At 64.4% G+C, this 13,678-nt stretch carries 13 protein-coding genes; 8 read left to right on the top strand and 5 right to left on the bottom strand.

The genetic code is table 11. The annotated features are described in order from the left end of the window. Nucleotides 1–6 precede the first annotated feature (6 nt). Entirely contained in the window at nucleotides 7–372 is a 366-nt protein-coding gene (locus tag N430_RS16605; protein WP_110637113.1) for a 5-carboxymethyl-2-hydroxymuconate Delta-isomerase, read from the bottom strand. 117 nt (nucleotides 373–489) lie between these two features. Here N430_RS16605 and N430_RS16600 point away from each other — a divergent pair, with 117 nt between their 5' ends. After that, the gene (locus tag N430_RS16600) at nucleotides 490–726 is read left to right on the top strand and encodes a YdcH family protein (RefSeq protein ID WP_103446325.1); all 237 of its coding nucleotides are present in this window, start codon (nucleotides 490–492) and stop codon (nucleotides 724–726) included. 106 nt (nucleotides 727–832) lie between these two features. Here the strand turns inward: N430_RS16600 and N430_RS16595 are convergent, their stop codons facing one another. Further along, entirely contained in the window at nucleotides 833–2,017 is a 1,185-nt protein-coding gene (locus tag N430_RS16595; protein ID WP_110637115.1) for a PLP-dependent aspartate aminotransferase family protein, read from the bottom strand. A gap of 125 nt (nucleotides 2,018–2,142) precedes the next feature. Here N430_RS16595 and N430_RS16590 point away from each other — a divergent pair, with 125 nt between their 5' ends. Beyond that, nucleotides 2,143–2,604, top strand: coding sequence for an Lrp/AsnC family transcriptional regulator (locus N430_RS16590; protein WP_110637117.1), 462 nt, complete (start codon nucleotides 2,143–2,145; stop codon nucleotides 2,602–2,604). A 100-nt stretch (nucleotides 2,605–2,704) separates the two neighbouring features. Here the strand turns inward: N430_RS16590 and N430_RS16585 are convergent, their stop codons facing one another. Continuing rightward, nucleotides 2,705–5,035 carry an FdhF/YdeP family oxidoreductase gene (locus tag N430_RS16585; protein WP_110637119.1) on the bottom strand — a complete coding sequence of 777 codons (2,331 nt, stop codon included), beginning with the start codon at nucleotides 5,033–5,035 and terminating at the stop codon, nucleotides 2,705–2,707. Nucleotides 5,036–5,389: 354 nt separating this feature from the next. Here N430_RS16585 and moaA point away from each other — a divergent pair, with 354 nt between their 5' ends. After that, on the top strand, nucleotides 5,390–6,394 hold the full coding sequence (gene moaA, locus N430_RS16580; RefSeq protein ID WP_110637120.1) for a GTP 3',8-cyclase MoaA: 1,005 nt from the start codon (nucleotides 5,390–5,392) through the stop codon (nucleotides 6,392–6,394). A gap of 20 nt (nucleotides 6,395–6,414) precedes the next feature. Continuing rightward, entirely contained in the window at nucleotides 6,415–7,314 is a 900-nt protein-coding gene (locus tag N430_RS16575) for a bestrophin family protein (protein ID WP_110637122.1), read from the top strand. Nucleotides 7,315–7,397: 83 nt separating this feature from the next. On the opposite strand, the gene moaB is transcribed toward N430_RS16575, so the two are convergent. Continuing rightward, nucleotides 7,398–7,937, bottom strand: coding sequence for a molybdenum cofactor biosynthesis protein B (gene moaB, locus N430_RS16570; protein ID WP_110637124.1), 540 nt, complete (start codon nucleotides 7,935–7,937; stop codon nucleotides 7,398–7,400). Between the two features lie 140 nt (nucleotides 7,938–8,077). Between moaB and N430_RS16565 the strand changes: the two genes are divergently transcribed. Then, a complete protein-coding gene (locus N430_RS16565) occupies nucleotides 8,078–8,965 on the top strand; it encodes a LysR family transcriptional regulator (protein WP_110637126.1) in 888 nt (295 codons plus the stop codon). Here N430_RS16565 and N430_RS16560 read toward each other — a convergent pair. Then, nucleotides 8,953–9,735: an AraC family transcriptional regulator gene (locus tag N430_RS16560; RefSeq protein WP_110637128.1), complete on the bottom strand. Its 783-nt coding sequence runs from the start codon at nucleotides 9,733–9,735 to the stop codon at nucleotides 8,953–8,955. The genes N430_RS16565 and N430_RS16560 overlap by 13 nt on opposite strands. Before the next feature lie 286 nt (nucleotides 9,736–10,021). Between N430_RS16560 and N430_RS16555 the strand changes: the two genes are divergently transcribed. Genes N430_RS16555 through N430_RS16545 form a run of 3 tightly spaced genes read left to right on the top strand, consistent with a single transcriptional unit; the run spans nucleotide 10,022 to nucleotide 13,573 of the window. Beyond that, the gene (locus N430_RS16555; RefSeq protein WP_110637130.1) at nucleotides 10,022–11,632 is read left to right on the top strand and encodes an APC family permease; all 1,611 of its coding nucleotides are present in this window, start codon (nucleotides 10,022–10,024) and stop codon (nucleotides 11,630–11,632) included. Nucleotides 11,633–11,655: 23 nt separating this feature from the next. Next, nucleotides 11,656–12,582 (top strand): 4-hydroxyproline epimerase, encoded by a 927-nt coding sequence (locus N430_RS16550; RefSeq protein ID WP_110637132.1) that lies wholly within the window; start codon nucleotides 11,656–11,658, stop codon nucleotides 12,580–12,582. A gap of 43 nt (nucleotides 12,583–12,625) precedes the next feature. Continuing rightward, a complete protein-coding gene (locus N430_RS16545) occupies nucleotides 12,626–13,573 on the top strand; it encodes a dihydrodipicolinate synthase family protein (RefSeq protein WP_110637134.1) in 948 nt (315 codons plus the stop codon). The last annotated feature ends 105 nt before the right edge of the window (nucleotides 13,574–13,678 follow it).

The following is a 13,678-nucleotide window of genomic DNA, read 5'->3' as shown; positions in this document are numbered from 1 at the left end:
GTTTGTTCAGCCGCGCAGACGCGCCTTGGCATAGGGTTCGCGGTCGATGTCGAGCACTTCGACGCAGAGCTGGATGTCCACACCGGCCTTGGCCGGAATCGCTTCGCGCAGCACCTCGAGCAAGCCGTTCGACAACTGCTGCTTCACTTCGGGCGAACGCCCGCTGAGGATTGCCAGGCGCACATGGGCGAAAGCCCGCTCACCCGGCGCGGTGCCCACTCGGTACTGGCTGAAGGCCTGAGCCCGGCTCTTGATGTCGGCCTCGTCGGCGAACTGGCCACTGCCGACCAGGGTGTGGTTCAGGCGCAGCAACAGCACATCGACGTTGATCTCGAGCAGGTTGTCACTGTATTCCAGGTTCAGGTGAGGCATGGCGCAGGCTCCAGGCACGGGAAAGGATGCGACAGCCTACCCCAGTCCCCCACCTGCGCAAAGGCGGCTATCCTCATAGGTCAGGACCTTACCGACAACCCTGACAGAGGTGAAGAAATGCCAGTTCCGCATGATCTGCTCGCTGACCTGCACGTTACCGCTGACGCATTCCAGGCGCTCATAGACAAGGACCAGGACCTTCACAAGCTGCACAAGGAATACAACACCAAGGACAAGGAGGTGCTGGCCGCCGAGGCCAACGGCACCAACGATGAGGCGGTCAACCGCCTGCGCAAGGAAAGATTGCTGCTCAAGGACAAGATCGAACGGATCATTCATCCGCCGAAGTCCTGATAGTCCTTCATTGAATTCACTGGCCTAATCGCGAGCTGCGCTCGCTCCTACAGGATTACACATGCCCCGTAGGAGCGAGCGCAGCTCGCGATAGGGCCAGCAGCCCTTACACCGCCGCTGAAGCCTTCAACGCGCCATCCAGGTCTTCGATCAGGTCGCGGTAATCCTCGATCCCCACCGACAACCGCAGCAGGTTCTCGCTGATCCCCATCTCGCCCTTCTGCGCTGGGCTCAACGAGTTGTGCGACATGCTCCAGGAGTGGTTGATCATGCTCTCCACGCCGCCCAGCGAGTCGGCCAGCACGAAGATCTGCAGGGCCTCGACCAGCCGGTTGAGCGCTGCCCGGTCAGCGCCCTTGACCTTCATCGCCACCACCGCTCCGCCAGCGCGCATCTGCCGCTTGCACAGGTCGTGCTGCGGGTGGCTTTCCAGCCCCGGGTAGAACACCTGCTCGACCTGCGGGTGGCCTTCAAGGAAGCGCGCCACCTGCAGCGCATTGGCACACTGGCGCTCCATGCGCACATCCAGGGTCTTCAGCCCGCGCAGGGCCAGGTAGCAGTCGAACGGCCCCTGGATCGCGCCTACCGCCATGCTGATCTTGCGCAGCCGCGCCAGCAGTTGGTCATTGGCAGCAACCACCACGCCCCCGGTGAGGTCGGAATGGCCGCCGATGTATTTGCTCGCCGAGTGCATCACCAGGTCCACGCCGAGGGTGATCGGGCGCTGGTTCCATGGCGAGCAGAAGGTGTTGTCGATGCAGGTGAGGATGCCGCGGGCACGGGCCAGGTCGCACACCGCCTTGATGTCCACCAGGTGCAGCAACGGGTTGGTCGGTGACTCGATCCAGATCAGCTGGGTCTCTGGCTTGATCGCGGCCGCCACCGCCTCGACATCATTGAGGTCGACATAGGTGGTGGTCAGGCCCGAAGTACGCCCGCGGTAGTCCTCGAGGATGCGGAAGGTGCCGCCGTAGACGCCATTCATCACCACCACGTGGGCGTCCTTGGGCAGCAGTTCCAGCACCGTGGCGGTGGCATTCACACCCGATGCACAGGCCACCGCACCGACGCCCTCCTCCAGCGCAGCAACACAGCTTTCATAGGCATGCCGGGTCGGGTTGCCGACACGGCTGTAAGCGTATTCGGGATTATCGTCGAGGCTGCGCTTGATGTAGGAACTGGCGGTGTAGATGGGCGGGAAGATGGCGTTGTCGGCAACGCTGGACTGCTCGCCGGCGTGAATGGTACGGGTGGCGAAATTACGCGGCTTGTCGGACATGGTCGGGCCCATTGGCAGGATTCAAGCCTGCAACTATGGCAACAACCTGGCGTGGCGGCAATGCCAGGGCAATTCAGGAAAATTTCCTAGGCCTGAGGTAATCTGGGGAAAATTTTTCTCGATGGTTTTGCCCTGCCATGGACAGTTTCGACCAACACATCCTCACCCTGCTGCAACGCGACGCCTCGATCTCGCTCAAGGACCTGGCCGAAGCGGTCAACCTGTCGACCACGCCGTGCTGGAAGCGGGTCAAGCGCCTGGAAGAAGAAGGCTACATCCTCGGCCGCGTCGCCCTGCTGGACCCCGAGCGCCTGGGGCTGGGGCTGACCGTGTTCGTCCAGCTCAAGACCCAGCGCCACGACAGCGCCTGGCTGGAGCAGTTTGCGACGACGGTGAAGGGGTTCGAGGAGGTGATGGAGTTCTACCGCATGTCCGGGGACTGGGACTACATGCTGCGGGTGGTGGTGGGCGACATCGCGGCGTATGACCGCTTCTACAAGAAGCTGATCACCAGCACCGATGGGCTGTCGAACATCACCTCCAGTTTTGCCATGGAGCAGATGAAGTACACCACGGCCCTTCCGGTGCATCGATCCTGAATCGGCGCTGGATTCTTCGCGGCTAAAGCCGCTCCCACAGGGGTATCGAGATGCCTGTAGGAGCGGCTTCAGCCGCGAAGAGGCCGGCTCAGGCAGCCTATCAATCCGAAGCGAGCACCGCCTCGATCCGGTTCCCGGCCTTGGCTTTCTCCAGCTTGATCGCAATGAACTTGGACGTCGGCGTATACGTCCCCTCGCCATAACTCTCCAGCGGCACCAGCGGGTTGGTCTCCGGGTAATACGCCGCCGCCTGGCCATCCGGAATGTCATAAGGCACCAGGCGGAAGCCAGAAACCCGCCGCTCCACGCCATCCTCCCACAGCGACACCAGGTCCACCTGCTCGCCCGGCTCGAAGCCCAGACGGCGGATGTCCGCTTCGCTGACAAACACTACCTCGCGCAGGCCGAACACCCCGCGATAACGGTCATCGAGCCCGTACAGCGTGGTGTTGTACTGGTCGTGCGAACGCATGGTCTGCAGGATCAGGTCCGGCTTGTCACCGCGTGCCAGCACCTTGGCATTGACCAGCTCCTCCGGCAGCGCATGGGGCATGAAGCGAGCCTTGCCAGTGGCCGTGCGGAAGTTTCGATCCGCCGCGTTGTTACCCAGGTGGAAGCCACCCGGGTGCTGCAGGCGCTCGTTGAAATTGGCAAAGCCCGGGATAACGTCGGCGATCATGCTGCGAATGCGGTTGTAGTCGGCGACCGCGTACTCCCAGTCGATCGGCTGGTTGCCCAGGGTGGCCTTGGCCATGCCGGCGATGATCCACGGCTCCGAGCGCATGTGCGCAGAGCGCGGGCGCAGCTGGCCGTTGGAGATATGCACCATGCTGAAGGTGTCTTCCACCGTCACGCCTTGCGGCCCCTCGGCCTGCATGTCGATCTCGGTACGGCCCAGGCACGGCAGAATCAGCGCATCGCGCCCGGTGACCAGGTGCGAGCGGTTGAGCTTGGTGGAGATCTGCACGGTCAGCGCGCAGTTGCGCAGCGCCGCGTGGGTGCGCGGGGTATCCGGCGTGGCTTGGGCGAAGTTGCCGCCGAGGGCGACGAACACCTTGGCTTTCCCCTCTTCCATGGCCTTGATCGCCAGCACCGCGTTGTGCCCGTGGGCACGCGGCACGCGGAACTTGAAGCGCTTTTCGATGGCATCGAGCAGGGCCGCCTTGGGCTTCTCGTCGATGCCCATGGTGCGGTCGCCCTGCACGTTGCTGTGGCCGCGCACCGGCGACAGGCCGGCACCGGGTTTGCCGACGTTGCCGCGCAGCAGCTGCAGGTTGACGATTTCCTGCACGGTCGGCACCGAATGGCGATGCTGGGTGACGCCCATCGCCCAGCACATGATGACCCGCTCGGCCTTGCGGTACATGCGCGCGGCCAACTCGATCTCGGCCAGGGTCAGGCCCGACTGCTTGACGATGTGCTCCCAGGAGGTGCCGTCCACCACCGCCAGGTAGTCGTCGAGGCCACTGGTGTGCTCGGCGATGAAGGCATGGTCGAACACCGCCGGCTCGCCCTTGGCCTGGGCTTCACGCTCCCACTGCAAGAGGAACTTGGCGATACCGCGCATAGCCGCCATGTCGCCGCCCAGGGCCGGGCGGAAGTAGGCACTGGTGGTCGGCTCGGAGCCGTTGCTGAGCATCTCGAATGGGTGCTGCGGGTGCTGGAAGCGCTCCAGGCCACGCTCTTTGAGCGGGTTGAAGCACACCACCTGGGCACCGCGCTTGACCGCTTCGCGCAGCGGTTCGAGCATGCGCGGGTGGTTGGTGCCAGGGTTCTGGCCGATGACGAAGATCGCGTCGGCCAGCTCCAGGTCGTGGAACACCACGGTGCCCTTGCCCACCCCGAGGGTTTCCGACATGCCGGCGCCGCTGGCTTCGTGACACATGTTCGAGCAGTCGGGGAAGTTGTTGGTGCCGTAAGCGCGGACGAACAACTGGTAGAGGAATGCTGCCTCGTTGCTGGCCCGGCCCGAGGTATAGAACTCGGCCTGATCGGCCGAGTCGAGGGCACGCAGGTGCTGGGCGATCAGCTCGAAGGCTTCTTGCCAGCTGGTTTCGACATAGTGGTCAGTGGCCGCGTCGTAGCGCATCGGGTGGGTCAGGCGGCCTTGGTATTCAAGCCAGTAGTCGGTCTGGTCGAGCAACGCACTGACGCTGTACTTGGCGAAAAATGCCGGGTCGACCGAGCGGCCGGTGGCTTCCCAGTTCACCGCCTTGGCGCCGTTTTCGCAGAACTTGACCATTTCGCCTTCCGGCGACTCGCCCCAGGCGCAGCCTGGGCAGTCGAAGCCACCGTTCTGGTTGGTCTTGAGCATGGCCCGCAGGTTCTTGAAGGCGTTTTCGCTGCCCAGCCAGCTCTTGGTCACGCTCTTCAGTGCGCCCCAGCCGGCGGCGGGGCCCTTGTAGTCCCTGATGTGTTGGTCCTGGCTCATGCGGTCAATCCTCACGCTTCGATGCTTTCTTCCAGCGTATGGACCCAGCGATAGAGCCGTCCAATCGATATGTCTTACCCCTTGATAAGCAATTTCGATCATGGGCTGGCACCGCGCCGCGGCTTTCGCGGGCACGCCCGCTCCCACAGGTACATCACCGCACTCGAAACCTGCGCAATCCCTGTGAGAGCGGGCGTGCCCACGAAGGCCTAGACGCAGTTACAACCCTTTAAAAATGGGGCCTGCAGCCGTGATAGAGGGCATTGATGAAACGGTCGGGGAAAGCAATTTGACGGGGCTGGCCACAGGCGATAGCTTGGATCCTGTAGCCCCCATTTCCTTTCGAGCGCCAACGTGGAACAGAACAGCCGGGCCCTGATCGACGGCTTCAACCGGAAAATCGACTACCTGCGGATGTCGGTCACAGACCGCTGCGACTTCCGTTGCGTGTACTGCATGGCCGAAGACATGCAATTCCTGCCGCGCCAGCAGATCCTCAGCCTCGAAGAACTGTTCCAGGTGGCCGAGCGCTTCGTCGCCCTGGGCACCCGCAAGATCCGCCTGACCGGTGGCGAGCCGCTGGTGCGCCAGGGCATCGTCGACCTGTGCGGGCGCATTGCCGCCCTGCCCGGCCTGCGTGAACTGTGCATGACCAGCAACGGCTCGCAGCTCGGGCGCCTGGCCCAGCCGCTGTTCGACGCCGGCGTCACCCGCCTGAACATCAGCCTCGACAGCCTCGACGCCGGGCGCTTCAAGCAACTGACCCGCACGGGTGACCTGCACCAGGTGATCGCCGGCATCGACGCCGCGCGCCAGGCCGGCTTCCAGCGCACCAAGCTCAACTGCGTGGTGCTCAAGGGCCGCAACGACCACGAGCTGGTCGACCTGGTGCGCTTTGCCATCGACCGCGAGCTGGATATCACCTTCATCGAAGAAATGCCCCTGGGGGTGATCGACGAACATCAACGCGGCGAGTCGTTCTGCTCCAGCGATGAAGTGCGCGAGCGCCTGGCGGAGCACTTCACCCTGATCGAATCCACCGAATCGTCCCAAGGCCCGGCGCGCTACTGGCGCCTGGCCGAAGCGTCACACACCCGCGTCGGCTTCATCTCGCCGCACAGCCACAACTTCTGCGCCACCTGCAACCGCGTGCGCCTGACCGTCGAAGGCCGCCTGCTGCTGTGCCTGGGCAACGAACACTCGATGGACCTCAAGCAGGTACTGCGTGCCCACCCCGGCGATGCTGCACGGCTGGACAAGGCCATCCGCGACTCGCTGCACCTCAAGCCCTACCGCCATCATTTCGAGGTCGGTGGCGAGGTGCAGATCCTGCGCTTCATGAACATGACCGGCGGCTGATCGGCCGCCTCTGGATTTCCATGATCGTCCACCCCCGCCCCGATGTACTGCGCGTGCTTTTCACCCTCAAGGGCTCGATCGTCAAGCGCATTGCCCTGCGCTGCCTGATGGTGACCTTGCTGGCCGCGCTGATCGTGCTGGTCGAGCGGCATTTCCCGGCATTCTTCTACCCGGTCAGCGCCACGCCGTTCACCCTGCTCGGGCTGTCGCTGTCGATCTTCATGAGCTTTCGCAACAACGCCTGCTACGACCGTTGGTGGGAGGGGCGCAAGGCCTGGGGCAAGCTGATCATCGAAACCCGTTCGTTCATCCGCGAAAGCCTGGTGATCACCGACCCGACACTGCGCGCCGAGCTGCTGCGCAGCCTGTGCGGGTTTGCCCACGGGCTGAATGCGCGGTTGCGCAACGAAAACGAAGTGAACGCCACACGCCCGTGGTTGAACGCAGCGGCCCCGGTGGCTGAGTACAACGTGTGCGATGGCATCCTGCGCGACATTGGCAGCCACTGCTCGCGGCTGGCAGAGCAGGGGCAGATCAGCGAATGGCGCTATACCCTGCTGGAACAACGCCTGGCCGGGCTGACCGAGGTGCAGGCCACCTGCGAGCGGATCAAGGGCTCGCCATTGCCGTTCCCCTATACCCTGCTGTTGCACCGCACCATCTATATCTTCTGCCTGCTGCTGCCGTTTGCCCTGGCCGAGCCGCTGGGCTGGCTGGCGCCGCTGTTCACCACCATCGTCGGCTACACCTTCTTCGGGCTGGATGCAATTGGCAACGAACTGGAAGACCCGTTCGGGCGGGATGAGAACGACCTGCCGATGGATGCCATGGTGAGGACGGTTGAGCGGGATGTGCTGGGTGCCCTGGGGGTCGAGCCGCTGCCACCGGTGTTGCTGCCAGTAGACTATGTACTGAGCTGATGGCCTCTTCGCGGGCACGCTCGCTCCCACAGGTAAGGCGTGATCCCTGTGTGCGGGCGTGCCCGCGAAGAGGCCGGGGCAGGCTAACCGCGGCTTTCGCAGGCGTCGATGAGTTTCAAATGCTTCACAAAATTACAGGGGCGATGCCGCGCATCCAGCTGCTCCACCAGAATGCCTTCCCAGGCCGTACGGCAAGCGCCGGTCGAGCCGGGCAGGCAGCACACCAGGGTGCCGTTGGAAATCCCTGCCAGCGCCCTGCTCTGCACGGTCGAGCTGCCGATATCGAGAATGGACAAGGCGCGGAACAGTTCGCCAAAGCCATCGACGCTCCGATCCAGCAGGCACTGCACTGCCTCCGGCGTGCTGTCACGCCCGGTAAAGCCGGTGCCACCGGTGATCAGCACCACCTGCACGTCGTCATCGGCGATCCAGGTCGCTACCTGGGCGCGGATCTTGTACAGGTCGTCCTTGAGCAGCGCCCGCGCCACCAGGCGATGGCCGACTTCCACCGAGCGGCTGGCCAGCAGCTCGCCGGAGGTGTCGTTGTCGTAGGTACGGGTATCGCTGACGGTCAGCACGGCGATGTTCAGCGGTACGAAGACCGCATCGGGTTGGACGCGCACGGTGAAGCTCCTTGAATGGCATTGTCGTCACGCTAGAGGCAAGCCAGACAAGCGTCCAATCGAAATGGCGAACCGGCCGATCAATGACATCTATCGCAGACGTGGGTTAAGGTCTGCACAACCAGACGCCAGGCACTTCCATGGACATCAAGCAGCTCAAGTTCCTCATCGCCCTCGACCAGACCCGCCACTTCGGCCAGGCGGCGGCGCTGTGCCATATCACTCAGCCGACCCTGTCCATGCGCCTGCGCAACCTGGAGGACGAACTGGACCTGGTGCTGGTCAAGCGCGGCCAGCGTTTCGAGGGTTTCACCGAGGCGGGCGAGCGCATCCTGGCCTGGGCCCGCACCCTGCTCGCCGCCCATGACGGCCTGCAGGCCGAGGCCGCCAGCTGCCGTGGCCAGGTGGTCGGCAGCCTGCGCCTGGGCACCGTGCCGCTGGCCAGCTTCAACCCCATGCACCTGCTGCTGCCACTGCGCGAAAAGTACCCCGAACTGCAGTTCCAGCTCAGCTCGCACAGCACCGAGCAGATCATGGACGGCCTGAGCCGCAACCAGCTCGACCTGGGCATCTGCTACCTCGACCAGGTCAACGCCAACTTCTTCGAAGTGATCGAGCTGGGCACCACCACCATGGGCCTGCTGTTCGACACCCAGCACTTCCAGTTCGACACCGACAGCCTGCGCTGGGACGAACTCGCGGACATTCCCCTGGGCCTGCTGAGCAAGGGCATGCACTACCGCCAGTCGCTGGACCTGAGCTTCCGCAGCCGCAGCCTGGAGCCCAATGCCGTGCTGGAAAGCGACTCGACCTTCCAGCTGGTACAGGCCATCAACACCGGCGTGTGCTGCGCGATCATGCCGCTGGGCTGCGGCCTGGAAGACCTCAGCGAGCACATGCGCATTATCCCCATCACCGACGCCAGCATTCACAGCCCGGTCGGCCTGCTGCTGCGCCGCAGCGAGCCGCGCTCGGCGATTGCCGAGCAGTGCTTCGCCGAAGCCAAGGCGCTGTTTCAGCCCACCTGACTCGCCGTCGCCTGGCGATATTGCCGGGGCGTGAAGCCAGTCAGCTGCTTGAATTGGCGGCTGAACGCGCTGTGGTCGGTGTAGCCGCAGCGCAGCGCCACTTCGGTGATCGGCAAATCGGAATGCAACAGCTGGTGGGCGTGCTCCAGGCGCGCCTTGTGGATCATCTGCCGTGGGGTGAGGTGGAACACCCGCTTGCAGTAGCGCTCCAGCTGCGCCACGGAAATGCCGGCTATGCGGGTCAACTCATTCATGCTGATCGGCTGGTGGAAATGGCGGCGGATGTGCTCGTCCACGGCCGCCAGGCGCTGGTAGGCGGGGTGGGTGTCGGCGGCTGACTGCAGGTCGACGGAGATGCCCACCAGGCCAATGATCTCGCCCGCCGGATTACGCAGCGGGCGCTTGTGGGTCAGGCACCAGCCCGGTTCACGGCTGCCGTACAGGTGCAGTTCGAGCTGATCCTCCAGCACCAGCCCATCCTTCAGTACACGGCGATCCTGCTCGGTGTAGCCGGGGCCCAGTTGCGCCGGGAACACCTCGGCGCTGGTCTTGCCCAGTAGCGGCTGCAGGCGCTTGAGGCCACAACGCTGGACCAGGGTGGTGTTGGCCAGCACATAGCGAGCGGCCGGGTCCTTGATGAAGATCGCGGCGTTGGGGATGGCGTCGAGGATCGGCAGTAGCAGCGACACACCGGCCAGCAGTGCCTCCAGGGTGGCTGGGCGGTGCTGGTCGAGGGACTGGTACAGGGTTGCCAGGGGGGTGTCAGTCATCTTCAGGTTCTCTGCCCGCGAAAGGGCCGTCAATACCCATGAATCTCCAAAGCCTTATGCATCAAGGCCTGCAGCCTACCCATCCAACTTGCATACCCGCCACTCTTTTCTGCAACTGTGCCGATTTCGTCATCCTGCCTGCAGAAAACCATCAAGAACCCCCGCCCCGTTCAGGTCCACTCTATGCCCCACGCAAGCCGCCCAATACCTACAAGAGCGCGGCCGTAAAAAGCCGCACCACGTGACATCAGACCTGCCTATCCAAAACCTACAAAAAGGCGCACCCATGTCAGGCAAATTCAAGAAACAGCTGTCATTGCTCGACCTCACCTTCATCGGCCTCGGCGCCATCTTCGGCTCCGGCTGGCTGTTCGCCGCCAGCCACGTCTCGGCCATCGCCGGCCCGGCCGGCATCCTCTCCTGGTTCCTCGGCGGTTTCGCCGTGCTGTTGCTGGGCATCGTCTACTGCGAACTCGGTGCCGCCCTGCCGCGTGCCGGTGGCGTGGTGCGCTACCCGGTGTACTCCCACGGCCCGCTGCTCGGCTACCTGATGGGTTTCATCACCCTGATCGCCTTCTCCAGCCTGATCGCCATCGAAGTGGTCGCCTCGCGCCAGTACGCCGCGGCGTGGTTCCCCGGTCTGACCAAGGTCGGCTCCAGCGACCCGACGGTGCTCGGCTGGCTGGTGCAGTTCGCCTTGCTGGGGCTGTTCTTCTTCCTCAACTACCGCAGCGTGAAGACCTTCGCCAAGGCCAACAACCTGGTCAGCGTGTTCAAGTTCATCGTGCCGCTGCTGGTGATCGGCGTGCTGTTCACCTTCTTCAAACCAGAGAACTTCGAGGTCCAGGGCTTCGCCCCGTTCGGCTTGTCTGGCGTGGAAATGGCGGTGTCGGCCGGTGGCATCATCTTCGCCTACCTGGGGCTGACGCCGATCATCTCGGTGGCCAGCGAGGTGAAGAACCCGCAGCGCACCATCCCGATCGCGCTGATCCTCTCGGTGCTGTTGTCCACCGCGATCTATGCCCTGCTGCAACTGGCCTTCCTCGGCAGCGTGCCGACCGAAATGCTCACCAACGGCTGGGCCGCGGTGACCAAGGAACTGGCCCTGCCCTACCGTGACATCGCCCTGGCCCTGGGTGTCGGCTGGCTGGCCTACCTGGTGGTGGCCGATGCGGTGATCTCGCCCAGCGGCTGCGGCAACATCTACATGAACGCCACCCCGCGCGTGGTCTACGGCTGGGCGCAGACCGGCACCTTCTTCAAGTACTTCACCCGCATCGACGCCGAGTCCGGCATCCCGCGCCCGGCACTGTGGCTGACCTTCGGCCTGTCGGTGTTCTGGACCCTGCCGTTCCCCTCCTGGGAGGCGCTGATCAACGTGGTGTCCGCCGCGCTGGTCCTGAGCTACGCCGTGGCCCCGGTCACCGTCGCCGCTTTGCGTCGCAATGCTCCTGACATGCCGCGCCCATTCCGGGTCAAGGGCATGAGCGTGCTCGGCCCGCTGTCGTTCATCATCGCCGCACTGATCGTCTACTGGTCCGGCTGGAGCACCGTGTCCTGGCTGCTGGCCCTGCAGATCGTGATGTTCGTGCTGTACCTGCTGTGCGGCCGCTTCGTCCCCACCCAGCACCTGTCGCTGGCCCAGCAAGTGCGCTCGTCGGCCTGGCTGATCGGCTTCTACGCCGTGACCATCCTGCTGTCCTGGCTGGGCAGCTTCGGCGGCCTCGGCGTGCTCGACCACCCGTTCGACACCCTGGCCGTGGCCGTCTGCGCCCTGGGCATCTACTACTGGGGCGCGGCTACCGGCGTGCCGGCTCACCTGGTGCGCCTGGAAGGCGAGGACGAAAGCGAAGCCTCGGCTGAAACCTACAGCGGCCGCCCTGCCGTCGCCTCCTGATCCTCTTAGCAATGGACAAGCCCATGAAACAGATTCACGTCATCGACTCGCATACCGGCGGCGAACCGACCCGCCTGGTGATGAAAGGCTTCCCGCAACTACAGGGGCGCAGCATGGCCGAGCAGCGCGACGAACTGCGCGAGCTGCACGATCAATGGCGCCGCGCCTGCCTGCTGGAGCCACGCGGCAACGATGTGCTGGTCGGCGCACTGTATTGCCCACCGGTGTCGGCCGACGCCACTTGCGGGGTGATCTTCTTCAACAACGCCGGCTACCTGAACATGTGCGGCCACGGCACCATCGGCTTGGTGGCCTCGCTGCAGCACCTGGGCCTGATCGAGCCCGGCGTGCACAAGATCGACACCCCGGTCGGCCAGGTCAGCGCCACCCTGCATGAAGACGGCGCCATCACCGTCGGCAACGTGCCGTCCTACCGCTACCGCCAGCAGGTGGCGGTAGAAGTGCCTGGCCATGGCGTGGTGCGCGGCGACATCGCCTGGGGCGGCAACTGGTTCTTCCTGGTCTCCGACCACGGCCAGCGCATCGAACTGGACAACCGCGAAGCCCTCACCGAGTACACCTGGGCCATGCTCAAAGCCCTCGAAGCCCAGGGCATCACCGGCGAGCACGGTGCGCCAATCGACCATGTCGAGCTGTTTGCCGACGACGCCCATGCCGACAGCCGCAACTTCGTCATGTGCCCGGGCAAAGCCTACGACCGCTCGCCCTGCGGCACCGGCACCAGCGCCAAGCTGGCCTGCCTGGCCGCCGACGGCAAGCTCGAAGCAGGCCAGACCTGGGTCCAGGCCAGCATCACCGGCAGCCAGTTCCACGGCCGCTACGAGCGCGACGGCGAGCACATTCGCCCGTTCATCACCGGCCGCGCCTACATGACCGCCGACAGCACCCTGCTGATCGACGAACAGGATCCATTCGCCTGGGGCATCTGAACCCGGCTTTTTAAACCACTGAATATCGCCAGGAGTGACAACAATGACTGACAACATCTTCACCGGCACCATGCCTGCCCTGATGACCCCGTGCACCGCCGCGCGCAAGCCTGACTTCGACGCCCTGGTGCGCAAGGGCCGCGAGCTGATCGAAGCCGGCATGAGCGCCGTGGTCTACTGCGGTTCGATGGGCGACTGGCCGCTGCTGACCGAAGCCGAACGCCAGGAAGGCGTGGCCCGCCTGGTGGCCGCCGGCATCCCGACCATCGTCGGCACCGGTGCGGTGAACACCCGCGAGGCCGTGTCCCATGCGGCCCACGCGGCCAAGGTCGGTGCCGCCGGCCTGATGGTCATCCCCCGCGTGCTCAGCCGCGGTGCTTCGCTGATCGCCCAGAAGCACCACTTCTCGGCCATTCTCGCCGCCGCACCGAAGCTGCCGGCGGTGATCTACAACAGCCCCTACTACGGCTTCGCCACCCGCGCCGACCTGTTCTTCGAACTGCGCCGCGAGTTCCCCAACCTGATCGGCTTCAAGGAGTTCGGCGGCGGTGCCGACCTGCGCTACGCCGCCGAGCACATCACCTCGAAGGATGACGACGTGACCCTGATGGTCGGTGTCGATACCCAGGTGGTGCATGGCTTCGTCAACTGCGCCGCCACCGGTGCCATCACTGGTATCGGCAACGCCCTGCCGCGTGAAGTGCTGCAGCTGGTGAGCCTCAGCAAGCAGGCCGCCAAAGGTGACGCCAAGGCCCGCCGCCTGGCACGTGAACTGGAGGCGGCGTTGGCGGTGCTGTCGTCGTTCGATGAAGGCTGCGACCTGGTGCTGTACTACAAGCACCTGATGGTGCTCAACGGCGACACCGAATACAGCCTGCACTTCAACGAAACCGACGTACTCACCGATGCCCAGCGCAACTATGCCGAGCAGCAGTACGCGCTGTTCCGCAAGTGGTACGCAAGCTGGTCGGCCGAGCAGAACCTGGCCTGATCCCCGGGGCTGCTTCGCAGCCCTTTCGCGACACAAGGCCGCTCCCACATTGACCGGCGTACACAGGTCCTTTGTGGGAGCGGCCTTGCGTCGCGAAAGGGGCGC

This window comes from Pseudomonas sp. CC120222-01a (assembly GCF_003097235.1).
GTDB lineage: Bacteria > Pseudomonadota > Gammaproteobacteria > Pseudomonadales > Pseudomonadaceae > Aquipseudomonas.
The sequence above is the reverse complement of the archived record's forward strand: the minus strand, read 5'-3'. Positions and strand labels throughout refer to the sequence as shown.